23 protein-coding genes and 1 tRNA gene are annotated in these 23,330 nt (G+C 67.6%); 7 read left to right on the plus strand and 17 right to left on the minus strand.

Features of this window, described 5'->3' with window-relative positions; all coding sequences use genetic code 11:
* The first annotated feature begins 3 nt into the window (after positions 1-3).
* The 3 genes from GXW78_RS00335 to GXW78_RS00345 are packed head-to-tail and all read left to right on the plus strand — an operon-like array spanning position 4 to position 2,426.
* Positions 4-975 carry a Bug family tripartite tricarboxylate transporter substrate binding protein gene (locus GXW78_RS00335; RefSeq protein ID WP_211865003.1) on the plus strand — a complete coding sequence of 324 codons (972 nt, stop codon included), beginning with the start codon at positions 4-6 and terminating at the stop codon, positions 973-975.
* 3 nt (positions 976-978) lie between these two features.
* The gene (locus GXW78_RS00340; RefSeq protein WP_211865005.1) at positions 979-1,653 is read left to right on the plus strand and encodes a cyclase family protein; all 675 of its coding nucleotides are present in this window, start codon (positions 979-981) and stop codon (positions 1,651-1,653) included.
* On the plus strand, positions 1,650-2,426 hold the full coding sequence (locus GXW78_RS00345; RefSeq protein ID WP_211865007.1) for an SDR family NAD(P)-dependent oxidoreductase: 777 nt from the start codon (positions 1,650-1,652) through the stop codon (positions 2,424-2,426). Before GXW78_RS00340 ends, GXW78_RS00345 begins: the two co-directional genes overlap by 4 nt.
* A 135-nt stretch (positions 2,427-2,561) precedes the next feature.
* Here the strand turns inward: GXW78_RS00345 and GXW78_RS00350 are convergent, their stop codons facing one another.
* The 3 genes from GXW78_RS00350 to GXW78_RS00360 are packed head-to-tail and all read right to left on the minus strand — an operon-like array spanning position 2,562 to position 5,481.
* Positions 2,562-3,251 (minus strand): ABC transporter ATP-binding protein, encoded by a 690-nt coding sequence (locus GXW78_RS00350; protein ID WP_211865011.1) that lies wholly within the window; start codon positions 3,249-3,251, stop codon positions 2,562-2,564.
* Entirely contained in the window at positions 3,248-4,492 is a 1,245-nt protein-coding gene (locus tag GXW78_RS00355; RefSeq protein ID WP_211865014.1) for an ABC transporter permease, read from the minus strand. The genes GXW78_RS00350 and GXW78_RS00355 overlap by 4 nt, the downstream gene beginning before the upstream one ends.
* On the minus strand, positions 4,489-5,481 hold the full coding sequence (locus GXW78_RS00360) for an efflux RND transporter periplasmic adaptor subunit (protein WP_211865017.1): 993 nt from the start codon (positions 5,479-5,481) through the stop codon (positions 4,489-4,491). Before GXW78_RS00360 ends, GXW78_RS00355 begins: the two co-directional genes overlap by 4 nt.
* A gap of 124 nt (positions 5,482-5,605) precedes the next feature.
* Here GXW78_RS00360 and GXW78_RS00365 point away from each other — a divergent pair.
* Positions 5,606-5,680: transfer RNA gene (locus tag GXW78_RS00365), tRNA-Thr, on the plus strand.
* An 11-nt stretch (positions 5,681-5,691) separates the two neighbouring features.
* Here GXW78_RS00365 and GXW78_RS00370 read toward each other — a convergent pair.
* From GXW78_RS00370 to GXW78_RS00390, 5 genes are all read right to left on the minus strand, one after another.
* Positions 5,692-6,807, minus strand: coding sequence for a tyrosine-type recombinase/integrase (locus tag GXW78_RS00370; protein WP_211865019.1), 1,116 nt, complete (start codon positions 6,805-6,807; stop codon positions 5,692-5,694).
* A 6-nt stretch (positions 6,808-6,813) separates the two neighbouring features.
* The gene (locus GXW78_RS00375; RefSeq protein WP_211865021.1) at positions 6,814-7,074 is read right to left on the minus strand and encodes a hypothetical protein; all 261 of its coding nucleotides are present in this window, start codon (positions 7,072-7,074) and stop codon (positions 6,814-6,816) included.
* Positions 7,067-7,255 carry a hypothetical protein gene (locus GXW78_RS00380; protein WP_211865023.1) on the minus strand — a complete coding sequence of 63 codons (189 nt, stop codon included), beginning with the start codon at positions 7,253-7,255 and terminating at the stop codon, positions 7,067-7,069. Before GXW78_RS00380 ends, GXW78_RS00375 begins: the two co-directional genes overlap by 8 nt.
* Complete coding sequence (locus tag GXW78_RS00385; protein ID WP_211865025.1) at positions 7,252-7,545, minus strand: hypothetical protein; 294 nt, start codon at positions 7,543-7,545, stop codon at positions 7,252-7,254. The genes GXW78_RS00380 and GXW78_RS00385 overlap by 4 nt, the downstream gene beginning before the upstream one ends.
* A gap of 330 nt (positions 7,546-7,875) precedes the next feature.
* Positions 7,876-8,316, minus strand: coding sequence for a hypothetical protein (locus tag GXW78_RS00390; RefSeq protein WP_211865028.1), 441 nt, complete (start codon positions 8,314-8,316; stop codon positions 7,876-7,878).
* Between the two features lie 1,281 nt (positions 8,317-9,597).
* Between GXW78_RS00390 and GXW78_RS00395 the strand changes: the two genes are divergently transcribed.
* Positions 9,598-9,822 carry a hypothetical protein gene (locus GXW78_RS00395; RefSeq protein ID WP_211865030.1) on the plus strand — a complete coding sequence of 75 codons (225 nt, stop codon included), beginning with the start codon at positions 9,598-9,600 and terminating at the stop codon, positions 9,820-9,822.
* A gap of 401 nt (positions 9,823-10,223) precedes the next feature.
* On the opposite strand, the gene GXW78_RS00400 is transcribed toward GXW78_RS00395, so the two are convergent.
* From GXW78_RS00400 to GXW78_RS00420, 5 genes are read right to left on the minus strand one after another with little or no spacing between them, the layout of a single operon-like run.
* On the minus strand, positions 10,224-12,254 hold the full coding sequence (locus GXW78_RS00400) for an ABC transporter substrate-binding protein (protein WP_211865032.1): 2,031 nt from the start codon (positions 12,252-12,254) through the stop codon (positions 10,224-10,226).
* A gap of 21 nt (positions 12,255-12,275) precedes the next feature.
* The gene (locus GXW78_RS00405) at positions 12,276-13,271 is read right to left on the minus strand and encodes an ABC transporter ATP-binding protein (protein WP_211865035.1); all 996 of its coding nucleotides are present in this window, start codon (positions 13,269-13,271) and stop codon (positions 12,276-12,278) included.
* Positions 13,268-14,266, minus strand: coding sequence for an ABC transporter ATP-binding protein (locus tag GXW78_RS00410; protein WP_211865037.1), 999 nt, complete (start codon positions 14,264-14,266; stop codon positions 13,268-13,270). Before GXW78_RS00410 ends, GXW78_RS00405 begins: the two co-directional genes overlap by 4 nt.
* Positions 14,259-15,368, minus strand: a complete 1,110-nt coding sequence (locus tag GXW78_RS00415; protein WP_211865039.1) for an ABC transporter permease — start codon at positions 15,366-15,368, stop codon at positions 14,259-14,261. The genes GXW78_RS00410 and GXW78_RS00415 overlap by 8 nt, the downstream gene beginning before the upstream one ends.
* On the minus strand, positions 15,365-16,357 hold the full coding sequence (locus GXW78_RS00420) for an ABC transporter permease (RefSeq protein ID WP_211865041.1): 993 nt from the start codon (positions 16,355-16,357) through the stop codon (positions 15,365-15,367). The genes GXW78_RS00415 and GXW78_RS00420 overlap by 4 nt, the downstream gene beginning before the upstream one ends.
* A gap of 205 nt (positions 16,358-16,562) precedes the next feature.
* On the opposite strand from GXW78_RS00420, the gene GXW78_RS00425 reads away from it, so the two are divergent.
* Positions 16,563-16,991: an SOS response-associated peptidase family protein gene (locus tag GXW78_RS00425; RefSeq protein ID WP_211865043.1), complete on the plus strand. Its 429-nt coding sequence runs from the start codon at positions 16,563-16,565 to the stop codon at positions 16,989-16,991.
* Positions 16,992-17,073: 82 nt separating this feature from the next.
* On the opposite strand, the gene GXW78_RS00430 is transcribed toward GXW78_RS00425, so the two are convergent.
* The 4 genes from GXW78_RS00430 to GXW78_RS00445 form a co-directional block, all read right to left on the minus strand.
* Entirely contained in the window at positions 17,074-17,295 is a 222-nt protein-coding gene (locus tag GXW78_RS00430) for a site-specific integrase (RefSeq protein WP_211865045.1), read from the minus strand.
* A 96-nt stretch (positions 17,296-17,391) separates the two neighbouring features.
* A complete protein-coding gene (locus GXW78_RS00435; RefSeq protein WP_211865047.1) occupies positions 17,392-18,006 on the minus strand; it encodes a hypothetical protein in 615 nt (204 codons plus the stop codon).
* A 179-nt stretch (positions 18,007-18,185) separates the two neighbouring features.
* Complete coding sequence (locus GXW78_RS00440; protein WP_211865049.1) at positions 18,186-19,406, minus strand: Gfo/Idh/MocA family protein; 1,221 nt, start codon at positions 19,404-19,406, stop codon at positions 18,186-18,188.
* A 380-nt stretch (positions 19,407-19,786) separates the two neighbouring features.
* Positions 19,787-22,636 carry an ATP-binding protein gene (locus tag GXW78_RS00445; RefSeq protein ID WP_211865051.1) on the minus strand — a complete coding sequence of 950 codons (2,850 nt, stop codon included), beginning with the start codon at positions 22,634-22,636 and terminating at the stop codon, positions 19,787-19,789.
* Between the two features lie 120 nt (positions 22,637-22,756).
* On the opposite strand from GXW78_RS00445, the gene GXW78_RS00450 reads away from it, so the two are divergent.
* The gene (locus GXW78_RS00450) at positions 22,757-23,329 is read left to right on the plus strand and encodes an ester cyclase (protein ID WP_211865053.1); all 573 of its coding nucleotides are present in this window, start codon (positions 22,757-22,759) and stop codon (positions 23,327-23,329) included.
* The last annotated feature ends 1 nt before the right edge of the window (position 23,330 follow it).

Here is a 23,330-nt window from a genome sequence, read left to right on the forward strand (position 1 = left end):
CAGATGACACTATCGCGTCGCGGCTTGATGGCCGCAGGGCTGGCCGTCACCGCGCCGGCGGCCGGCTGGGCGCAGGGCGCCTGGCCAGGCGAACGGCCTATCCAGATCATCGTTCCCTTCCCGCCGGGCGGCGGTACCGACATCAACATCCGCGCCATGGTGCCCTTCTTCGAGAAGCACCTGCCCGGCGCGCGCTTCATCATCGTGAACCGCCCCGGCGCAGGGGCAGAGATCGGCTACACGGCGATGGCGCAGGCGGCGCCCGACGGATACACCATCGGCGTCGTCATCACCCCCAGCCTGCAGACCAACACGATCGAGCGGACGACGCGCTACTCGCTGCGCGACTTCGCCTATCTGGGGTCGGTGGTCGAGGATCCCGGCGGCTTCTTCGTCGCGCCGAACAGCCCGTGGCGGACGGTGGCGGATCTGGTCCAGGCGGCGAAGGCCGCGCCCGGTGCCATCGCGGTCGGTACCGCCGGCATCGGGTCCGACGATCATCTCCTGATGATCGAGTTCGAGAATGCGGCCGGGGTACGACTGAACCACGTGCCCTTTGCCGGGCAGGCACCGGCGGTGACCGCGCTGATCGGCGGGCACATCCAGATCGCCTCGATGAACATGGGCGAGAGCGTGGGCATGATGCGCGAGGGGCGGGTGCGCGCGCTCGCCGCGGCCGGCCCGGCGCGCTTCCCGATGACGCCGGACGTGCCCACCTTCGCGGAAGCCGGTTATCCCATCGACACCGGCGTCGTGCGCAGCCTCGTCGCGCCAGTCGCGACGCCCGCGCCGATCCTGGAGCGGCTGCAGGGCATGCTGGCGGCGACGATGCGCGACCCTGCCTGGATCGCGGAGGCGGAGCGCCTGTTCATCCCGCTGAAGTACCGCACGCCCCAGGAGACGTATCAGGTCGTTTGGAGTGCCGATGAAGCGCTGCGCGCCTTGTGGGCGCGGCGCCCCTGGAAGGATGGCTGACACGTGTCACGACTGATCGACCTTTCGACGCCGGTCCGCACCGGGCATTTCCGCTGGGCGGTGGACCGGCGCTTCGCGAAGACGCATGACACCGGTGGCGGTCAGGCGACCTGGGCCGGCTGGAATGTGCACGCCTTCACCCATATGGACAGCCCGCGCCATGTGGACCCGCAGGGGTTCACGACCGATGCCATCACGCTCGACATGACGGTCGGGCCGGGGGCGGTGGTGGATGTGTCGGACGTGCCGGCGAATACGGCGATCCCAGGCGAGCATCTGGCCGCTGCCGGCGCCCATGTGCGGCCCGGCGATTTCGTGCTGGTCCGGACGCGCTGGGATGAACGCGCGAGCCTCGATACCGAGGATTTCTGGCGCCAGGCGCCGTGGATGACGGCGGAAGGGTCGATCTGGCTGCGCGAGCGCGGCATCAAGGCAGTGGGGTTCGACTTCCCGCAGGACCATTGCATCCGCAACTTCCTGACCGGCGAGCCGCGCCCGCCGCTGCCCGAGCATGTGACGCATTTCCACCTGCTGGCGCGGGGCATCATCATGTTCGAGTACCTGTGCAACATGGGCGCGCTGACGCTGCCGCGGAACCAGGTGATTGGCCTGCCGGTTAAGATCCCGGACAGCGACGGCGCCCCGGCCCGCGTCATTGCTATCGAGGACGCGGCATGAGCCTCGCGGGACAGGCGGCGCTGGTAACGGGCGGTGGCTCGGGCATCGGCGAGGGGATCGCGAAGCGGCTGGGGCGCGACGGTGCGGCGGTGCTGGTCGCGGACATCAATGCCGAGGCCGCCGAACGCGTGGCGGCGGAGATTGCCGCGGCCGGCGGGACTGCCGTGCCATGCCGCACGGATGTGACGGACGAGGCATCGGTGGATGCCGCGGTGGCCGAAGCGGAGCGCCGGCTGGGACGGCTGCGCATCGCCGTCTGCAACGCAGGCATCACCGATCGTGTGCCCGTGCTGGAAATGTCGCTCAGCGCCTTCGAGCGTGTACTGCGCGTCAACCTGATCGGCTGCTTCCTGACGGCGCGCGCAGCGGGCCGCGCCATGGCGAAGGCGCCAGGGGAGGGTGGGCGGATCGTGACGATCTCGTCCGTGTCCGGCCAGTTCGGGGGCACCGGGCGGGCGGCCTATGGCGCCAGCAAGGGCGGGATCGAGATGTTGACGCGCGTGCTGGCGGTCGAACTCGCCCCGCACGGTATCCTGGTCAATGGCGTGGCACCCGGGCCGACGCAGGTGGCGCGCACTGCCCATGGGCCGCGCCAACGGGCGGCTTTCCTCGATCGGATGGCGGTGAAGCGCTACGGGACGCCGGAAGATGTCGGCGCCGCGGTTGCCTTCCTGTGCAGCGGCGACAACGCCTTCATCGCCGGGCAGATCCTGAATGTGGATGGCGGGTTCGCGTCATCCGGGGTGATGTACGATCCAGCGGAAGGGGCGTGAGAGTCCGTCGGAAAGGCGTCTGAAGGCGCGTTTCCGTGTCCAGTCCTCGCCCCCCGCCCGGCCACCCGCGTCATGGCCCAGGACGGCGGGCTGGTGGCGGACTTTCCAAGCGGCTTCTGAGACGGGCGGTGCTCGTCACTGCCGTTCATCGCTGACGATCCGTCCGTCTACCAGATGCACGCGCCGGGTGGCCCGTTGCGCGAGCTCCGCATCGTGCGTCACTACCAGGATCGCGCGGCCTTCGTCCCGTGCCAGCCGGGCGAAGATGTCGAAGACGGCGGCGGCGTTCTTCGTGTCGAGATTGCCGGTGGGCTCGTCGGCCAGCACAAGGGCCGGGTCGTTGGCCAGGGCGCGCGCGATGGCGACGCGCTGACGCATGCCGCCGGAGAGCTGTTCCGGCAGCTTGTCGGCGGCGTCGGCGAGGCCGAGTGCATCGAGCAGCTCCAGCGAGCGCGCCTGTCCCGCGTCGGGCGTCAGGCTGCCCTTGCGGCGGATCGGGATCAGCACGTTCTCCCGCGCGGTGAACTCCGGCAACAGGAAGTGGAACTGGAAGACGAAGCCGAGCCGCGACAGGCGCAGCGCGGCGAGGTCGGCCGCCGACAATGCTGCGGTGTCGCGGCCTTCCAGCAGGACGCGTCCCGTGCTCGGTCGGTCGAGCAGGCCGAGAAGGTAGAGCAGCGAGGACTTGCCGGAGCCCGAAGGCCCGGTGATGGCGACGAACTCGCCGGCTTCGACGCGCAGGCTGATGTCGGTGACGAGGGTGACGCCTTCGGGCAGCGTGCGCGTCACGGCCTCGGCCGCCAGCAGCGGCTCGGCGGTGCTCATGCAGCGCCGCGCACGATCTGCACCGGGTCGAGCCGCGCGGCGCGGCGTGCCGGAATCAGCGCCGCCAACGCAGCCGAGGCGATGGCGAAGAAGGAGGCGATGACGTAGATGCGCCAGTCGCGCGCCAGCAGGAAGCGGTCGTTGCCCGCGGGCGTTGCGGTCTGGAAGCGCACCTGGGCGAGGCCCTCGATCATCAGCTGGCCGATCAGGCAGCCGAGCACAGCGCCGAGGAAGCCCGCGATCAGCCCCTGCACCAGGAACAGCCGCTGCACGTCGCCCTCGGTGAAGCCGAGCGACTTCAGGATGGCGATGTCGCGCGTCTTCTCGAACACCACGGTCGAGATGATGTTGTAGATGCCGAAAGAGGCCACCAGCAGGATGGCGCCGGTGACGCTGTACATGATGGCGTTCTGGATGACGAAGACGGTGAGGATGTTGCGGTTCTGCTCCTCCCAGCTTTCCGTGCGGTCGCCGAAGCGGGATTCGAGTTCCCGCGCCAGGGGCTCGGCCTGCGTCACGTCGGCGAGGCGAAGCTGGATCTGGTTGATGACGTTGGGCCGGTCCTGCAGCACCTGGTTGACCTTCAGCAGCATGTAGCCGGCGCCCTGGTCGAGGGTCGCGATGCCCGTGTGGAAGATGCCGACGATCTTCATCTGGAGCGAGACGCCGCGGGGCGAGACCGCCACCACCGTGTCGCCCATCTCCACGCCAAGGCGCAGCGCCAGCGCATCGCCGATGATCAGCCCGTTCGCCGTGGAACGCAGGTCGTCGAGGCGGCCGTGCAGCATGTCCTTGCCGATGTTGGCCACGCGCGCATAGCGCACGGGGTCGATGCCGGTGACGCTGACCGACACATCGCGCGAGCCGTAGCGCAGCAGCGCCGTGCCTGTGAGGATGGGTGCCGCCGCCGCGCCCGGGATCGCCTCGATGATCGCCAGCTTGTCGCCGGCGGCGCGGATGCCGCGCACGCGGTCCACCGGCTTGACGCCGTTGATCTGCACGGCGCCGTCCGGCATGGCCATCTGGGCGGCCTGCGGCGTCGGGCTGCGCGTCTCGTCCTTGATGACGATGTGCGGCTGCACGTCGATCACCTGCTGGACGAAGTAGGTCTGGAAGCCGCTCATCATCGCGGCGATGGCAATGAAGAAGGCGACACCGAGGGCGACGCCGAGCACGCTGACCAACGTCTGCCGCCGCCGCCGCGACAGCATGCCGCGCGCGAGGTCGAGGATGAGCTTCATGGCCGGAGCCGGACCGTCTGCCCGTCCACGAGGCGGGCCGGCGGGTTGAGGACTACGGCTTCTCCGCGGGCAAGGCCGTTCAGCACCTCGACGGCGCGGGGTCCCTGCACCCCGATCTCGACCGGGCGGCGTTCCACCGTTTCGCGGCGGACCACGAAGACGCCGCCGTCGCGGACCGCCGCCGGCGGCACGAGCACGGCGTCGTCCGTCTGGCGCAGCACGATGTTCGCCTCGACCGTCATGCCGATCAGCAGCGGCGTATCGTCCGGCAGGGCGAGGCGTACGCGGTAGGCCTTGCGGGTGGCGTCGCCCTTCGGGGTGATCTGCGCGACGGTCGCGGTGAGGACCTGGTTGGGGAAGGCATCGGCTCGCAGCAGCACGTGCTGGCCTTCGAGAACCTGGGCGATGTCCTCCTCATCGACCTCCGCCGTGACGCGCAGGGGGCGGGGTTCGCCGATCCAGAACAGGGAGGCGGGGGTGTCGACAACCTCGCCTGGTTCGGCATCCCGGCGCAGCACCACGCCGTCGGAGGGTGCGCGCACGACGTAGTCGTCGAGCCGGCGGCGCGCGGCGTCGGCGGCGGCGCGCACGGCGCGGGCCTCCGCCTCCGCGCGGTCGAGGGCGGAGCGGGAGGCGATGTCGCGGGTAACCAACGTGCGGGTGCGGGCGAGTTCGTCATCGGCGAAACGGGCGCGGGCCTCGGCTTCCTCGACGCGGTGGCGCGCCTCGCGGTCGTCCAGGCGGGCCATGGGCTCGCCGGCCGAGACGCGGTCGCCCTCCTCGACCATGACGTCGGTGATGCGGGCGCGTACGGCGGGACCGACGCGGGCCCAGTGGACCGGTTCGACGCTGCCGGTGGCATAGACGGCGCGCAGGGCCGGGCCCGTAGTCACGACGGCGATGGCGACAGCCGGCGGCATGGTCCACCAGAACCAGCCGGCGGCAAGGGCGAGGGGGAGGGCGGCCAAGAGCAATAGGCGACGACGCATGGCAGGAACAGGTAGCACGCGGGAGTGGCGGGAGGGTGGCGGCGCCAAACACGGTTGCGCCGTGAGCGCGCGGGGGGTAGAGAGCGCCGCCCAGGGCCGCGTGGAGACACAGTGGCCGACCGGCGCCGGCATAGCTCAGTGGTAGAGCAACTGATTCGTAATCAGTAGGTCCGCGGTTCAAATCCGCGTGCCGGCACCATTATCAAAGACTTAGCTAGGGTCTTTTCCGACGTTCCGACGGGCGTTCCGACGCTTGTCCGTCAGGTGTTCCCGCTCCTCCGCCTCGACCCTGAGCCGCGCCGCGGCCTCGAACTGCTCCGGGGTGCGTCGCGCGTAGCGCCTCGCCATGGCCGTTGTCTCGTGGCCGGTATGAGTGCTGAGGGCGATCACGTCGGCGCCCGCGTCCGACAGCTCGGTAGCGGCCGTCGCGCGCAGGTCGCGCCACTGAAGGTCGGCCGGGATGCCCGCGGCCTCGGCAATCTCCCGGAAGATGTGCCGGAAGTGGTCACCGCCCCATGGAGCCTTTGTCGTCTCGCAGATCAGAACCTGCACGCCGCCCCGCTCAGTGGCGGCCAGAGCGTCTTTCAGGTCGGGGTAGGCGTCGGCTACCAGAGGCACGTCGGCGCCCGTCTTGCCCGTTGTGAGGGTCCGTTGGTCCAGCGCCGTCCATGTCAGCCCGAGAATGTCGGCCTGCCGCAGCCCCAGGCGCCAGCCAAGCCGCAGCGCGAGCGCCTGCGAAGGCCAGTCCATCTCGACCGCCTTGGCGGCGAAGGCGTCAATCTGCGCCCGCGTCCATCGCTGCTTGCGAGCCGCGACGCCGGGAAGCTCCATACCTGCCCACGGGTTGGCTTCGACGTGCTCTTGCCGGCGCGCCCAGTTCCACACACGGCGGGCGTACCGGCAGGCGTAGTGCGCCGCCGCGGCGCCGCGAGCTATGCGCAGGTCGGCGTGTATCTTGTCGGCATGGCGCGGCTTCAGTGCCTTTGCCGGGATAGTGCCGAGTTGCAGGCCGTTCACATCATGGGCCGCCAGGACGCCGGCCAGCCATCGGTAGTCTCGCCGCGTATTGTCGGCCAGCCCTTCGAATTTCGCCGTCGCTTCGAACAAGCTGAACAGCCATCGCACGCTGCCGGGCGCGCCCTTCGCGGCATCCGCTGACAGCGACCGGTTTAGGTTCCGCGCCGTTGCCCATGCCGACGCCTGGTCGGCGCCGAGGGCGACTGTCTTGTGCGAGGGGCCTCGCAGCCGCGGCGGCGGCTCCCAGAACCAACGCCCCTTCCGCAGATAGGTGTAGGGCGGCCGGGTGGTCGGATCGTCTGGCGTCATGCTGCCTCAGCGGAAGCCGAATGCGCGGTCCAAGTGCGCCTCGGCAGCCTCCACGGTAGCCGCAATGCCCCCAGCAGCGTCCAGCGCTCTGTCCACGGCGCGTTGATCCCAGCGGGCGGCGCGGTCGTCCGGCTTCAGCCCCCAGATCGGGGTCGGGATGCGCCCCTGTGCGATCCGCTCCCCCAGCTCCGTCGCCGTGATGCCACCGAGGTAGGCGCGCAGGGCGGCGCGGGATAGCAGGCGGGGACTGCGCGCCGGCTCAGCCATCGGCGGCCTCGCGAATGGCGCGCTCGGCCAGCCGGCGCTTGCGGAACACGCCGATGCGGCGGTCGGGCCGGTCCCATGGCGTATCGGTGAATAGGACCGCGACCACGTCGACCCCGTCATCGAGGCGCTTGGCGAGCCCGATGGCGTCGCCGGCGGCGTTCGTCACCACCTCCCCCATCACCCGCCCCCTTCCCGCGGCGGCGGGGGGAGGGTGGAGACGCTTTCGCGCATCGCCCACACCGCGTCCGCGGCGTGCTTCAATGCGGCGGCCACTGCTTCAGCCCGGCGGCCAGACTCCCCGCGCAAGGGCTTCCTTGGCTCCAGATCCTTGCGGATGGCGTCGATTAAATTGGCGGCATCACCATAAGCGCAACGCAGGGCGGTGGGGTCGTACCCAAGAGCCTCGCGATGCTGCTTCATGATGGTCGCCGCCTGCTTCTCCCGCCACCCCTGCGCGTCCGGGGCGGTCATGCGAAGGCCCATCCGAGAGCGAAGCCGATGAGCAGGGCCACAAGAACGGCGACCAGGCCCACCCGCAGCATCAGCATCGCCACGCCGGTCGCAATGTCTCGTCCCTCCATCAATCCTTCCCCCTCTCGACGGCGGCTGCGGCGAGTGCCCAAGACGTTGGATTGCCTTCGACAACTCGACGCACGAGCCCTTTCCGTTCCAGCGCGAGCAGGGCGCGCCGGGCCTCCGCGGTCGTTGTGCGGGCACCATGAGCCACGTCGCTGGTCCACAGAGCCCCCTCTGCCTGCCACCGACGCAGCACGGACAGCACCGACGCCATTACTGGATCGCTCACGACGCCCCGCCCTCCCCAGCCCCTGCGCGGATGGTCGCGGCCCATTTTCTGAACTGGTCTGCGGCCTCAGGGTCTTTCTCGCGATCGGCCATTGCTTCGAGCATTGAGGCTGTTTGTTCTCGGCCCTCCTTCCGCGCCGCCTCGATCATCGCCGCCAGCGCGGATGCGGATGCGGAGGGGAGGGGGAGGCAACGAATGGCGTGCTCTATGCTTTCAAGATCGTTGTCCCGCTCGCGCGCCCGCGCCTCGAATACGATTTGCACAGCACGCTCCCGCATCGCCGCTGCCGACGCAGCGCGCTCGGCTGCGATCTGGTCGGGGGCGAGCAGTGGCGCCCAGTGCGTTGGCACATTCTTGGCGCCATTGCGGGTTGGCGAGCGCCTCGGCACCGGCAGTGCCGGCCGCAACATCGCCGGCAAGGCCGGCAAACTGATCACCCGTCGGCATGGGTGCGTTCAGAATGGCATCGGTGCCAGCCTGATTGACGCCCCACGACCCGGGCTCAAAGACGCTGTTCCAGTTGCTCCCAAAGCCGCCCAGCGCCGCAGTCGGGATCGACACGCCGCCCGGCCCGAGGAATGAGCCGCCGGGGTCGAACATGTTCTCAACCGCCGAGGTCGGGGCCTTCGTAGGGCGGCGCAGCCGGCTCCAACCAGTCGCTCACCTGGTCGAAATGAAGGGCGCGGCGCCGAGCCCGCCCAGCAGCAGCGACGCCAGCATGTTATTGCCGCCGCCACCCGAGCCGCCACCACCACCGCCGGCTGATGTGCCGGCAACGGGGTGATCTCGGGCGGGCGCACCGCCTGACCGCCGCTGTCTATCGGCGGGAGCCTAGAAGGCGGTTGGAGAATCTCGACGATGCCCGACGTCGTGCCGACCGATGCGCGGTCAGATAACGCCCCGTCTGCATGCCGGGAGCGTAGGGAATGCCGCCAATGTAGCGGGATGCAATTGCCATCTCAGGCGCTCCGGGCGGCGCGAGGAGATGCGGCATGAGGTGAGGGGGAAGCTCCACCGCTGGCAGTCCCGGCGCGGGTTATGACCTGCCAGGCAATAGTGGAGTTACAGCAAATGATCCATCAAATCGATTAAGAGTACCGTCTATAATTGGTTGTTCCGTTGTGTTGGTGCGTTCCGTCAGCCCACCATCGCGTCCGGACCAAAGGGCTTGGGCGGCGCGCCCAACGGGTAGAAGGCTGACTCGCCTCCCGACTCCTGCCAGATTTTCCGCAATGCAGCTTCGAACTGGCGTCTGGCCGAAGCCAGCGCAGACGCGTCGCCTAGTAAGGCGGCGCCGTCCAACGCAACGCGCAACTCCGCCGCGATGGCCCGGAGTGCTTCCAACGGCTGGTCGGCAAACGATAGTTGCTGCCTGATAGCCGCCGCGATCGCGGCTTCAAGAACGCTTTCTCCCACGAGTTCCTCCGAGCGGACGTCGTCTGCCCGGCAGGAATCCGAATCACGGGCGTGTTAGGCGGCGGCAAGTACACCCAATCGGCGGGGTGGGGGACGCAATTCGATGCGAAAAGCGCGTTGCCGATCGTGACGGGATCGGAGAGGGCGTGAATTGTGCGTCAAGCGATTGTCGGCTCGGCTTCTCAATCCAAGTTGAATCAAGCCCTTAGCGGGGAATGCAACTGACGCGGGTGTTTAACGATGTTGAAACACGCATTTCGGGGAATCTAACTCTACATGCGTCGTTGCCGGGGATACATCAGATGGCCAGCACCCAACCGACCTATGCCGCTGCGTTCGAAGCGAGCCGTGGCGCGCCCCAGATGATTGACACCCACTCAGTCGTTGACGTTAGCGGGGAATACTTCGCTGCTGTGACGCCCGCGTTGGAACTGGCGCTTGCGAGTGCCCATGAGGCTGGGCACGAGCGCGCGGTTCGGATCCTCCATGCGGTCATCGCCATTCTCGATGATCCCGGCTTGCGCTGACCGCTCCCCGCATTTCATCGCGACTGCTTTCGGTCAGCGAAAGTCTCTGGTCTGGGGCATCTTCGCGCGCCGGGAGCCGGGCTCCGGGCGTTTCACCTCATCAGCCCGCCCCAGCATCCGCTCCGAGCAGGCGCCGTCGTCCTTACCGTCGATGCGGCCTGAACTGATCAAGGAGGTCCAGTCCGCCGGATACCTCAGCTGCGCGACCAGCACCACCGCGTGCTGCCCACTCGAGCGCGCTCAGCGATCGCGCACCTAGATGTGGGCGCACGACCGCCCCACGCCCTGCGGAGCCAAGCACCGGTTGGCACCGTCACCCATATCGCACGCAGTCCCGCCCGGATCGACCCCGCGCTGCCCACCGCCGGCCAATGCCTGCGGTCGCGACCGCATGCGCGTCATCAGGTCTTGAAGTACCATTGCTCCGGATGACCGCCCCAAGGGGTACGGATGTGCTGGGAGACGCCCGTACGCGCAGGGACGTTCTCCAGCCTTTCACTCACGACGCGCACGCCCATGAAGGCCGGCGACAATCCAACCAATCCGATGCCCCATTGCTGCTCGACGGCGAGCTTCCAGATCTCCTGCGCCGTCTGCGTGCGCTGCTCCTGCCGTTGCCCCGCTGCCGCGCGCATCAGTTCGAAGGCGCGCAGCATCTCCGGCTCGGTCGGTGCGGTGCCGCGTTCCCCGTTCGACGCGAACCACAATGCATGGGCATTGCCCATCACGCCGGCCGTCGGGTCCACCGGCAGGGCGTAGCGTGGATAGAGGTAGAGGCTCTCCGTCCCGTTGTTGGTCCACATCAGGATCTGGTTCTGGTCGTTCAGCGCGCGGGTGATGGCGAGGCCGCGTTCCATTACCTTCACATCGCCCGCGAGCCCGATCTGGCGCCAATGCTGGACGATCATTTCCGCCTGCTGCGGCCAAGTGGGTGACAGCGTCTGCGCCACCGCGATCTCGATGCGCAGGCGCTGGCCGTTGTCGCGGCGCAGGCGGTAGCCCTCGCGGTCCTTGCGCGTCAGGCCGATGGCATCGAGCAGCGCATTGGCCTGGCGCGGGTCGTGGGTGGACCATTTCGCGCGCCATTCCTCACCCGGGCTCTCGGGAATGATGCGATCGGGAATGACGGAGCCCGGCGTGCCGAGGCCAAGCCAGAACGCCTCGTTCAACTGCTCCCGGTCGATGCCGAGCGACATGGCGCGGCGGAAGCGCGCATCGGCGAGCAGCGCGCCGATCTCACGATCCTCGGTGTAGGTCAGGTTGGGGAACAGCACGGAATCCGATCCGTTGAACCCGGGATCGAGGTGCACCCGATATCGGCTGCGCCCGCGGTTCTCGAGCAGGATCGGCAGCTTGCCGAGGTCGATGAAGCGCTCCTGGTAATCATAGTCTCCGGCGACCGCGCGCAGGTTCACGACCTCCGGGTTCTCGGCCAGCGTCATCAACACCCGGTCGATGTAGGGAAGCTGCTGCCCCTCGGTATCGACGGCGTAGTAGTAGGGGTTGCGCTCCAGCACCCATTGCTGGCCCGTGATCGGCTGCGTCATGCGCCAGGCGCACATGGTCGGCAGGTCGCGGTTCAACCGCCAGTCCGACCGTGCACGGAACAGCTGCACCCAATTGCCGAAGCCGGCCTCGCGCGCCTGCGTCGCCAGCGTCTCGGCCGACGTGTATTTCGGATGGAACCTGCTGAGATAGTGCTTCGGCGCATAGACGCTGTAAGCGCGCCCGTCGGATTGCTGTCGCGTCTGCCCGCCACCCACCAGCGTGTCGCCGGCGAGCAGAAAGGGAAACAGGAAGTTGGGCGCCTCGAAGACGAAGGCGACGGTGTGGTCGTCCACCTTCTCGACGCGGCCGGGCTTGCCGCCGGCAAACATCTCGGCCGCCGGCGCGGCGACGAGGTCTCGGTTCCCGTACATGTCCTCGAACCAGAACACCCAGTCGTCGGCGGTGTGCGGCGTGCCATCCGACCAGCGCATCCCGCGGCGCAGGAAGACCGTAGTGCGCTTCCCGTCGTCGCTGACCTCGTAGCCGCGGCAGAGGCAGGGGGCGATCTCGGTGCCCGTCTTGTCGAAGAAGAACGGCTTGTCCGCCGACATGATGCGGTTGCCGTTCTCGCTGTCGCTCGGGCCAATGAAGCCACGGCGCCAGGTGCCGCCATACTTGCCCACGCTGCGCAGCGGCTGGACGACCATGATGTCCTGCGGCAGTCGTTGTTCGACGGGCGGCAGGCGCCCCGCGCGCACCTGCTCAGCGAGCATCGGCGCTTCCTTGAACTGCGTCGGCCGGCGCGCGGGATCGTCGATCAGCGTCGGCCCTTCGAGTTCCCCGACAAGGCCGGATTCCCGGATCTGCCCGGCCGACTGCGCCAGGGCGGCGTGGGCGATCGTCGTGCCAGCCAGCAGGGTCGCCCCGAATTCCCGTCGCTTCATGGTGTCCTCCCTTGTCGTTTGTCAGGCCACGCCGGCGAGTTCGATCTCCCGTGCGCGGTGGCAACTTGTCCATCGTCCCGGGGCCACTTCGGCCAGTTCGGGGCGGTCGGTCCTGCAGCGGTCCTGCACATAGGGGCAGCGCGGATGGAAGGCGCAGCCGGGCGGCGGCTTCGCAGGGTCGGCCACCTCGCCGCTCGCCTTCATCTGGCGGCCGCGGCGCAGCGGGTCCGGCGCCGGGACGGCGGCCAGCAGTGTCTCGGTGTAGGGGTGGCGCGGGCTGCGATACAGCTCGTCGGTCGGCGCGATCTCGACGATCCGGCCGACATACATCACGGCGACGCGGTCGCTGACGTGGCGCACCACCGAAAGATCGTGCGCGACGAACAGCATGGACAGCTTCAGGCGGTCCTGGAGGTCGAGCAGCAGGTTGATGATCTGCGCCTGCACCGAGACGTCGAGCGCCGAGACGGGCTCATCCGCCACCACCAGCCGCGGGTTGAGCGCCAGCGCGCGCGCGATGCCGATGCGCTGGCGCTGGCCGCCCGAGAAGGCGTGCGGGAAGCGCGTGCGCGCCACGGCGGGCATCTGGACGAGGTCGAGCAGCTCGAGCACGCGCGCATTGCGCTCGGCCGCCGGAACGCCATTGACCTTCAGCGGTTCCGCGATGATGTCGCCCACCATCATGCGCGGATTGAGCGACGAATACGGATCCTGGAAGATCATCTGGATGTGCCGGCGCAGCGGGCGCATCGCGCGCTTGGGCATCGTCGCCAGATCGACGGTGCCGTCCCCGGCATCGAAGCGGATCGCGCCGGATGTCGGGGTCAGCGCGCGCAGGATGCAGCGGGAGACGGTGGTCTTGCCGCAGCCGCTCTCGCCCACCAGCGCGAGCGTCTCGCCGGCGGCGATGCTGAAGCTCACGCCGTCGACCGCACGGACGCGTCCGACTTCCCGCCGCAGCATTCCCCCGTGGATCGGGTAATGCTTCTTGAGATCATCGACCTCGAGGACGTTCATGCTGGTACCTCGAGGAAGCAGGAGGCGCCCGCATGGCCGGGCGCGAGCGGCGGCGGCGCCCCGACATCGCAGCGCCCGGGCATGAAATCCGCACAGCGGGGATGAAACGCACAGCCGGCCGGTCGGGCGCCCGGATGCGGCACGGCACCGCCGATGGTCGCGAGGCGCTGGCGCGGCGTGGCCAGGATCGACGGCACGGCGCGCAGCAGGGCGCGCGTGTAGGGGTGGCGCGGCGTCGTGAACAGCTCGAGCACCGGCGCGTATTCCACGACGCGGCCGAGATACATCACCGCCACCTCGTCGCACATCTCGGCGATGACACCCATGTCGTGGGTGATGAGCATCAGCGCGATGCCCTTTTCCTGCTGCAGTCGGCGCAGCAGGTCGAGCACCTGCGCCTGGGTCGTGACGTCGAGCGCCGTGGTGGGTTCGTCGGCGATGAGGATGTCGGGATCACCAGCGAGCGCCATGGCGATGCCGACACGCTGGCGTAGCCCGCCGCTGAGCTGGAACGGATAGGCCTCGACGCGCAGCTCGGGGCGCGGGATGCCGACCTCGCGCAGCAATTCGATGGCGCGGTCGCGAGCGGCGGCCTTGGACAGGTCGGAATGCTGGCGCACCGCCTCGATGATCTGGTTGCCGACCGTGTAGTGGACCGACAGCGCCGTCATCGGTTCCTGGAAGATGAGCCCGATCCGGCCGCCGCGGATGCCGCGCATGCGTTCCGATTCGGCGTTCATTGCGATCAGGTCGGTCTCGCCCGGCGCACCGGGATCGAGCAGGATGCGCCCGCCGACGATGCGCCCCGGCCGGTCGAGGATGCGCAGGATCGACCGCGCCGTGACCGACTTGCCGCAGCCGGATTCGCCGACGATGCCGAGCGTGCGGCCCGCATGCAGGTCGAAGGACACGCCTTCCAGGGCACGCACCGTGCCCTGTTCCATCTCGAAATGCACCGCGAGGTCGCGGACGGCGAGGGATGTGCGTTCAGCCATAGGGATCCGCCGCGTCTCGCAGCCCGTCGCCGAGGAAGTTGAAGGCCAGGATGACCACGATGACCGGCACTGCAGCCGAGAGCAGCCACGGCGCGTTGGCCAGGACCTGGATGTTCTGGGCATCCTGCAATAGGATGCCCCAGGAGATCGCCGGCGGCCGCAGCCCGAGCCCGAGGAAGGACAGTGCCGTCTCGGACACGATCATCGCCGGCAGCGCAAGGCTGACTGCCGCAATGATGTGGGACGCGAAGGAGGGCAGCATGTGGCGGAAGATGATCCGCCCCTGCGAAGCGCCGGCGAGTTCCGCGGCAACGACGAAATCCTCCTCGCGCAACGAGAGGAACCGCCCCCGCACCACGCGCGCCAGATCGGTCCAGCCGATCAGGGAGATGATGACGGTGATGGCGAAATAGACCTGGGTCGTGCTCCAGGTGTTCGGCAAGGCGGCCGCGAGCCCCATCCACAGCGGAATGGTCGGGATCGATCGCAGGACCTCGATGACGCGCTGGATGAAGGTGTCGACCCAGCCGCCATACAGCCCCGAGATGCCACCGAGGATGATGCCGAGCAGCAGCGACAGCGTGACACCGGCAAGGCCGATCAGCAGCGACACCCGCGTCGCGACGATCATGCGGGAGAACAGGTCGCGGCCGAGCTGATCGGTGCCGAGCAGGAAGATGCCGTCGGTGCGCTGCCCGCCCTCGACGCCGAGCAGATGGATGTCGGTCTCGAACAGGCCGAACAGGTTGTAGGTATAGCCGCGCGCGAACAGGCGTACCGGCAGCTTGCGGTTGGGGTCGGGCGTGTAGGTCAGCTGGAAGGTCTGCATGTTCCGCACGCCGCGCAGGCCGTAGACATGCGGGTTGAAGCCGTCCTCGTCGAACAGATGGATCGCCTGCGGCGGGATGAAGGATCGGCGCGCATCCGTCGCATGCGGGTCGTTGATCGCGAGAAAATCCGCGAAGGCGGCGACCATGTAGAACAGGAAGACGATGACCAGGCTGATGACCGCGAGACGATGTTTACGGAAGCGCCACCAGGTCAGCTGAAGCTGGGTCGCCTCCGCCCAGCGATCCTGGGCTGCGGCGGTCGTGGCGCTCATGCCCGCCCCTCCAGCCGGATGCGCGGGTCGATCCACATCAGCAGCAGGTCCGAGATCAGGGTGCCGACCACCGTCATGACGCCCAGCAGCAGCACGATAGCCCCCGCCAGGAACATGTCCTGCGCCACCAGCGCCTGGAGGAGCAGCGGCCCCACGGTCGGCAGGCCGAGCACCAGCGAGACGACGATGCTGCCGGACACCAGATAGGGAAACAGATAGGCTATCGACGACGCGAAGGGATTGAGCGCAGCCCGCACCGGGTACTTCAGGACGACGCGCCGCTCCGAAAGGCCCTTCGCGCGCGCCGTGACCACATAGGGCCGCCGCAATTCATCCAGCAGGTTGGCACGCATGATGCGGATGAGTTGCGCCGTGCCCGCGAGCGCCAGAACGGCCGCTGGCAGCGGCAGGTGCGTCATCAGGTCCCAGACCCGCCCCCAGGACCATTCGGCCTGGACGTATTCCGGGGAGAACAGCCCGCCGACCGACAGGCCAAGGTAGCGGAAGCCCAGGTACATCAGGATCAGCGCGAGCAGGAAATTCGGGATCGCGAGGCCGATGAAGCCGAGCGTGGTGAAGACGTAGTCCCCGATGGAATACTGCCGTACTGCGGAGTAGATCCCGATCGGCAGCGCGATCGCCCAGGTCAGGAACAGCGCGGCGACAGACACCACCATGGTCAGCCAGAGGCGATCGCCGATGACTTCACTGACCGGACGGCGCCAGACCATGGAAACGCCGAAATCCCCTTGCAGGACGCGGCCTATCCAGCGTGCATATTGAACGATGACCGGCTGGTCGAGGCCGTACTCGATCCGCATCGCCGCTGCCTGCTCCTGCGAGACGGAACTACCGCTCGCGACAAGGTTGGCGATGTAGGCATCGACGAAGTCGCCCGGCGGCAGCCGGATGATCATGAAGGTCAGCGCGGAAATGAAGACGCAGGTGATCGCCGCCAGGCCGACGCGCTGCAAGAGATAGCTCAGCATGCAGAAACGCGGCCTTGTTTGGCCCCGGACATACTGTCGTTTCCTCTCCTCCAACCCGGTCGATGCCAGGTCGGTTCACGCGAGTAAAACATCCGTCTGCGTTCTGCGGCAAGGCTCTGCGAGTCGATGATGCAAGATTGGGCAGATCGTCGCAGCGGCCGATGCCATGGCGTCTTGCCGACATCGACGGGGTCTACGCCGATCGATGGCCGACCCATCCGTCGCATCGACTGCAAACAGAGGCCCGTCGGTGATCCCACACCGCAATCCGCGATCGGCCGGGTTCGTCGCGCTGCACGGCCTTGACCGCTACGGTATCCAGGACCTGTTCGCTGCCCGCGCTCGGTCGCGACGGCTGCTCGGATACGACTGGGTCAGCATGTCAGATAGTGAATTAGGCGGGGAACTCGGCGGAGCTGACGGATCGGATGATCTGGTCCTGGTTGTGCTGCGTCATTCGCAAACCGGCGAGCGCACGCCAGCCAAGCTGCGTTGGCGCTTGCTGCGGCACGACGCCGAGAACCCTCATACCCCGCCGCGGCCGATCTTCGCTCGGGCGGAGACGGTGGGGACCAACCCGTTCTTCGCGGACACTTTGCGGGCGCGGCGCTGCCAGCGGCCGAGAGGGTGCTGACCATGCGCCCGATGCGGTAGGCCACGACCCGAAATTAGGGGGATTAGGTACTTTAGGTGGGGGGCACGCGCAAAAGCTGAAATCAGCCAGTGCGCTGCACGGACTGCCGAGCGGGCGGCTTTGTAACATCGTTGGCGCGGCCATCTTCTCCCGTGGCGCAGCGCGCGATGTACTCCGCCCACGCCTTCAACGCTGCCTCGCGCTCCGCGGCGAAGTCGTGGCGCTGATAGACACGGGCGACCGTCGAAAGGCTCGCCGGCTGGTGGGCAAGCAGCAGGTCCGCGACCACCGCATCAAAGCCCATGGCCGCGAGCGCAGAGACACCAGAAGACTGCACGGATGGAACTCGCAAGGAGTCCTAGCGTCATCCTCTGGGGACGGACAAAGCAACGCGGCGCGCTTACCCTCTCAGCAGCGACGTATCGATGCCCCCGGTGAGGCGTCCAACCGCGTCGATGATCTCCGCGAAGTGGTCAAGCATCTCATCACTGCCATCAAGCCCTTGCGTCTGCTCGGCAAGCGACGCGACGTGATTTCGGATGAGGGTAGCACCCGGCCCGGCAGCCTCGCCGCCACTGTGACCGAGGCGCGCCGCCGGCACGGACATAGCATTTCTGCGGGCTCGGCCGCGAACTGGCTCCGGCCTCCGGTTGCGCGACAGGAATCCCGAAAGCGCTCCGCCAAACGCCGACACCATCGTCCTGGCCGCCTCTAGGTCGCCAACTGCCAGCAGTGAAGCTGCAACCTGTTGCGACGTAGCTGCCGACATCGCTTGCGCGTTAGCCGCCGCGATAGCTCCCGCGTCGATGAAATTGAGAGCGTGGTAATTCGTGCTTTGTAGGATTGGACCGAGGCGGCCGAGGCCGCTGAGAATGACCGTATTCGCCATGCGGACTGCCACAGTATCGCCGGCACTGAGGCTCGACGTATCCAAGCTATTGGCGTCCCTCTGCATTGCGTCGGCATAAAGCATCAATAAGGGCGACAGCACATCGCCTTCGACGGATCCACTCATTTGCTCTTAGGTCCTGGTGACGCGGTTGTTATGCTTTGCTGCGCGCACCCGAATCTACGACACGCCGGGGAGCATGAAAAGCGAAGTACTTCGCTGCACGGCTTAGGCCGAACACCTCACCCATCCGCCTTCCTCAGTGGCACCACGTTAAGCGCCGTCCCACCTGAGAATTGTTCCCCTCACCACCTAGGCGGGATCGGATCGAAGCTGGACGTGATGGTTCGGCGGGCCTCGAAGCGCTCCGGATGTTGGAGGGTTTCCACCAATTCGATCATGTGCAGGCCGAGTTGAGGTGAAAGTCGGCAGGTGCGGCCTTCCCGCAGCGACTGGATCATTTCCGAAACTCCCAGCAGGAAGTCCACCGGCTTGCCCACCGCGGACAGGCGCAGCGACGATCGGGGGCCAGTGCGATGCCTCCTGTGGAAACTCCAATTCGCCGAGTATGGGAACCGCAACCACGACTCGATGCGCGACTGCCATCGCCGGAGGTGCGACCCGATGCTCGCGGCGATCCTGCTCGGGGGCGTTTTCCGAACGTACACCGGGGAGAAGTCATCCCGGACATACTTGGTGTAGAGCACGCCCTCGTCGCCGATGATCACGATCGACTTGTCGGCGGGGGCGAGGAGGCTGCAGGTCACGCGCGCAACGATGCCGCCGTCATATTCGATGCAGCCGACCGAGAAGTCCGGCGCCATGGCATCTGTGTCGACGCCCTTGTCGGGCAACTGGCACGACGCGAAGGCCTGGACCCGTCGGGCGGGGCCGAAGAAGAAGGCGAGCCACGACAATACATAGGCGGCGTGCTCGTAGGTGCACCCGGTTTCGTACTCGTCGCGCGCCGGCCAGGGCGCACCGGAAGCGCTGCGCCACCGGTCCGGGCGGAGGCGGTGAACCATGCCATCGTCGAAATTGGCGTACACCAACCGAACCCGCCCAATGGTGCCGTCGCGCAGCGCCTTCCACATCGTCTGCGCCGTGGTGCTGAGGAGGCTGCATGGCGCTGTAACCAGGAGCAGGCCGCGCTCATCGGCCAGCCGCAGTAGCTCTGCGGCCTCCACCGACGTCATGGCGAGCGGCTTCTCGGAATAGACATGCTTGCCCGCATCAAGACATTGTCGGGTCGTCGCGTAATGATACTTGGGATTGGTCAGGTTCAGGACGATATCGACGGAAGCGTCGTGCAGCATCTCGTCGACGCTGGCGAAGCGGCGCAGGGGGTGGTGCCGCGAAAACGCATCGAGCCGTGCCGCGTCGGTGTCGAATGCACCAACAACACGGATCTCGGGATGGTGGGGGAGCGTCGCCATGTAGAAGTCGGCTACGAATCCGCAGCCGAGGATGGCGACTCCAAAGGGGTGATCCTTGGTGCGCTCCCGGTCAGTTGTATTCGTTTGCACAGCGGCGTCACCGTCTTAGCATTGGAGGCATTTTGTACTGCCGAAGTGCCTGATGCACGGATTTTCTGAAAGTCATCCGCCCGCGCCCGGTTCGCGCAGCTGCGTTGGAAGCCGTTGGCAGGCGTTATGGTCGACGCGTGTCGTCCGGTGCTTTCCCGGAACGTTGCTGCAGCGCCGGTCCCGCCAGGCTGGCGGCGTCGGCAAGGGGCTCGGTGTTCCACGCCCGGCAGCCCGCTCGGATCGGTTGAAGTCGACGGTGTGCCCATTGATGGACGCCCGGCACGCCGCTGCGCACGGCCACGGCGGCCTTGCGCTCGGGATGCTCAGGGCAACCCTGTCGGCATCGGCCGGGCGGTGCCGTCGCGTCCTTCGCTCGGCCGTCAGGCGGGCATCGACAAGGCATCCTCGATGGCGTCGGGAGCACTCATCAGGCACCCCTGAGTCCAGACGGCCGTGAACCGCGCCTCGCCCAGAAGATTGCGCGCTTCCGCCAGTTCCGCATCGCGCTGCGCCTGCAGCGCAGGCCAGAAGGCGAAGCGGCTCGCGCGCTGTATCGTCGCCGCGCCGGCCGAAAGCCGGACCGATTGCTCCGTCGCTCCCATCCTCCGGGCCACCAGCGCCAGGTCCTGCAGGCATTCAGCGACCCGGTCCTGCGCACCGACGTCGCGGAAGATCAGAAGGCTTGCCTTAAGCCGTTCCGTTGCCAGCGGAAGGATGCCGCGCGCCATGGAAACGCCGCCAAGCCCGGCCTGCGCAAGCCCTATGCCCCAACGATCCGCCACCTCCTCGCTCAGCTTCAGCGCGCGTTCGCATAGCGGCTCCGCCCCAGCATCGTCGCCCGATCGCAGCAGCACCTTTGCGAGATAACCGAGGACGCGTGCCGAACCCCAATTGTCCCCGATGCGCTGCTGGATCTCGAGCGTGCGCTGGTAGAGTTCGGCGGCCTTGCCGAACCTGCCGCGAAAATCCTCGGCGATGGCCAGGTGGAACAAGGATCTTGCGATACCGCGATCCTCCCCGAGTTCCACGCGCAAGGCGAGGCTCTCCTCCAGGATCTGGACGCCGGCATCCAGCTCTCCGAGCCACTGCTTCGCCAGCCCAAGATGGCTGAGCGCCCAGGCCGTGCCCTCGCGGTCACGCAAGTCGCGCCAGATCGGCGTTGCGGCTTCGAGCAGGTGCGCGGCACGCTCGAAGTCACCGATCATGCGCGCGAAGCTGCCATCCGCGGTCAGGAGCGTAGCACGCGAGACCGGCGATGCCGCGGCCCCGCGCGCCTCATAGACCTGCTCGATCCAGCGGCTGCCTTCGCGCAGATAGGCGCGGCGGAACCAGAAGATCCACAGGGCTGTCGCAAGTCGGATCGCCACGTCCGGATCGGTGCAGGCGCTCGACAAGGACCACGACAGCGCCGCACGGAAGTTCGGGTGATCGTCTTCCAGCCGCACGAGCCACTGGGCCTGGCGGGCGCCGCCCAGCTCCTTCGCCCCCGCTTCCGCCAGAGATGCGTAGTGCCGCGCGTGAGTGAGCCGCGCGGCCGTTCCTTCATCGGCTGCACACAGGCGGTCGAGCGCGTATTCGCGGATCGTCTCCAGCATCGAGAAGCGCGCTTCCGATCCGGCGTGCTCGACGCGCTGCAGCAGGCTGTTCTCGACCAGCGTGCCGATCGAGGCCAGACGGCGAGGACGCCCCTCGGGCGCGTTGTTCGCAGTTGCGGGCGTCCCGATCGCGCCGATGGCGAAGGCTGCCTCCAGGTCGAAGCTGCCCACGAAGGTGGATAGGCGGGCGAACAGGGCGCAAGCCTCCGGCGCAAGAAGGTCGAGACTCCATTGGATCGCGTTGCGCAGCGTCCGGTGCCGCGCGGGCGCATCGCGCGGGCCGTCCGTCAGCAAGGCCATGGAGCCGTATTCACCAGGCCGGTCCAGCTGGGCCAGGATTTCTTGCGGGCTCAGGATGCTGGTGCGGGCGGCGGCCAGTTCGATGGCCAGGGGAAGGCCATCCAGTCGCACGCAGATCCGCGCGATGGCCGCGAGGTTGTCCGCCGTCGCCTCGAAGTGCGGCGTCGCGCGCGTGGCACGTTCCACGAACAGCTCGACGGCAGGATAGCGGAACAGTGCCTCCCCGCCGCCGGAACTGGTGAGATCGGGCAGGCCGAGAGGCGGCACGGCATAGTCGTGCTCGCCGCTCAGCCTGAGCGGCGCCCGGCTGGTGGTGAGCACCGTGATGGCAGGACAGCCCGACAGGAGATCTGCCACCAGGGAAGCCGCCGGCAGGATGTGCTCGAAATTGTCGAAGACCAGCAACATGCGCCTCTGGCGCAGATGACCGAGGATAAGATCCTCGGGCGGCGTCGGGCCGGCTTCCTGCAGCCCCAGGCATCGCACCACCAGGGAGGCGACGAGGTGCGGATCGGCCACCGGCGCCAGCGCGACGTAGCAGGCGCCGTCGCGGAACATGCCGGCGGCAGCGCGCGCCACGGCAATGGCAAGGCGCGTCTTTCCGGTCCCGCCCGGACCGGTCAGCGTCACCAGCCTGGCCTCGGGATCGGCGAGCAGGTGCAGGATGTCGCCGGTCTCCCGGTCCCGGCCGAAGAAGGCGGTCCGTGGTACCGGGAGGCTCGCCTGCAGCGTCTGGGGCGCGCGCAGCGGTGGGAAGCTGGACGCGAGGTCCGGCGCCAGGATCTGGAAAATCAGCTCCGGCGCCGCAAGGTCGCGGAGCTGGTGCTCGCCAAGCGCCGCCAGACCGATGCCCTCTGGCAAATGGGACCTTACCAGCGCCTCCGTCACGGCGGAGATCAGCACCTGACCGCCATGCGCGGCCTCGCAGAGCCGCGCCGCGCGATGGACGTCGATACCGACGTAGCTGTCGTTCCCCGGCGGCCCGCCGCGGCGCGGCAGGCCCGTGTGGATCGCCATACGGATCCGTACGTCGATGCCGTCCGGCCAGACCTGGTGAGACAGCCACCGCTGGCACTCCAGCGCCGCGGCAATCGCATCAAGCGGGCCGCGGGCAAAGGCGACGAAGAAGGAATCGCCCTGTGTGTCGAGCACGCGGCCCCGATGCCGGCGGAACACCCGCCGCAGCCCATCCGATAGCGTCGCCTGGATACCGCGATACGCCTCATCGCCGATCTGGCCGATCAGGCGAGTGGAACCCTGGATATCGGTGAAGAGCAGGGTGACCGGATGAGGATCATCAAGGTTCATGCCGGCCACCCGGATAGGATCGTTCATGAAACAAATGTCGTGACAGCTTTCGCATGCGGCGCCACGATAGCAGTCCGATGATATTCGAGCGTCGGATTGCCGACGTTTCGGCTCGCATGACCATGAATTGCATATCAGGAGGCGATCATGGGTGGCTGCGGCGCACTTGATGACCCCTGCGGCGAAGAACCAGAAGGTGATTCTTCGGGAGAGGTGCGAGAGGACTGGTTGATTCTCGTAAGAAATTTCATAGATTCTGTGTGGAATCATGAATGGTCCGAAGAAGAAAACCTGAAATTCAATCAGCAGGTCGGCGCCGGGGATCGCTTCTACGTTCCTGCCGGTATCAAGACTGCCCTCGCGGAGTTCTGCACGCCGACCGTCGTCCGGCATCGACGCGACGCTTCAGGTAAGGCGATCCGCGCCGATGGCCCCGACGACTATCCCAACTGCGTCAATCGAGTGCATGAGGTCGTGCAGGATCTCCGTCTTCTCGTCGACGATCTGACGGTCTGCGACGAGGATGTGATCGCCCTCATCACCATGACCGGCAGAGACCGGCGCGCCGATGGCAGGCTCGATATGCCCGGAGCATTCGGCAAGCCAACGCCGACGGAGCTGCGATTCACGGTGCCGATCACGACCGCCTACCGGATCGTCGATGGCCGCATCGCGGAGGATTGGCTGATCACCAGGGGCACGCCGACCTACACGCGGTAGA

Source organism: Neoroseomonas terrae (assembly GCF_018129025.1).
Lineage (GTDB): Bacteria > Pseudomonadota > Alphaproteobacteria > Acetobacterales > Acetobacteraceae > Neoroseomonas > Neoroseomonas terrae.

Coding starts and splice junctions, on each gene's coding strand:
- GXW78_RS00335 (WP_211865003.1), top strand. CDS start 4: ATGACACTATCGCGTCGCGGCTTGATGGCCGCAGGGCTGGCCGTCACC.
- GXW78_RS00345 (WP_211865007.1), top strand. CDS start 1,650: ATGAGCCTCGCGGGACAGGCGGCGCTGGTAACGGGCGGTGGCTCGGGC.
- GXW78_RS00350 (WP_211865011.1), bottom strand. CDS start 3,251: ATGAGCACCGCCGAGCCGCTGCTGGCGGCCGAGGCCGTGACGCGCACG.
- GXW78_RS00355 (WP_211865014.1), bottom strand. CDS start 4,492: ATGAAGCTCATCCTCGACCTCGCGCGCGGCATGCTGTCGCGGCGGCGG.
- GXW78_RS00360 (WP_211865017.1), bottom strand. CDS start 5,481: ATGCGTCGTCGCCTATTGCTCTTGGCCGCCCTCCCCCTCGCCCTTGCC.
- GXW78_RS00370 (WP_211865019.1), bottom strand. CDS start 6,807: ATGACGCCAGACGATCCGACCACCCGGCCGCCCTACACCTATCTGCGG.
- GXW78_RS00375 (WP_211865021.1), bottom strand. CDS start 7,074: ATGGCTGAGCCGGCGCGCAGTCCCCGCCTGCTATCCCGCGCCGCCCTG.
- GXW78_RS00385 (WP_211865025.1), bottom strand. CDS start 7,545: ATGACCGCCCCGGACGCGCAGGGGTGGCGGGAGAAGCAGGCGGCGACC.
- GXW78_RS00395 (WP_211865030.1), top strand. CDS start 9,598: ATGGCCAGCACCCAACCGACCTATGCCGCTGCGTTCGAAGCGAGCCGT.
- GXW78_RS00400 (WP_211865032.1), bottom strand. CDS start 12,254: ATGAAGCGACGGGAATTCGGGGCGACCCTGCTGGCTGGCACGACGATC.
- GXW78_RS00405 (WP_211865035.1), bottom strand. CDS start 13,271: ATGAACGTCCTCGAGGTCGATGATCTCAAGAAGCATTACCCGATCCAC.
- GXW78_RS00410 (WP_211865037.1), bottom strand. CDS start 14,266: ATGGCTGAACGCACATCCCTCGCCGTCCGCGACCTCGCGGTGCATTTC.
- GXW78_RS00415 (WP_211865039.1), bottom strand. CDS start 15,368: ATGAGCGCCACGACCGCCGCAGCCCAGGATCGCTGGGCGGAGGCGACC.
- GXW78_RS00420 (WP_211865041.1), bottom strand. CDS start 16,357: ATGCTGAGCTATCTCTTGCAGCGCGTCGGCCTGGCGGCGATCACCTGC.
- GXW78_RS00425 (WP_211865043.1), top strand. CDS start 16,563: ATGGCCGACCCATCCGTCGCATCGACTGCAAACAGAGGCCCGTCGGTG.
- GXW78_RS00430 (WP_211865045.1), bottom strand. CDS start 17,295: ATGGGCTTTGATGCGGTGGTCGCGGACCTGCTGCTTGCCCACCAGCCG.
- GXW78_RS00435 (WP_211865047.1), bottom strand. CDS start 18,006: ATGAGTGGATCCGTCGAAGGCGATGTGCTGTCGCCCTTATTGATGCTT.
- GXW78_RS00445 (WP_211865051.1), bottom strand. CDS start 22,636: ATGAACGATCCTATCCGGGTGGCCGGCATGAACCTTGATGATCCTCAT.
- GXW78_RS00450 (WP_211865053.1), top strand. CDS start 22,757: ATGGGTGGCTGCGGCGCACTTGATGACCCCTGCGGCGAAGAACCAGAA.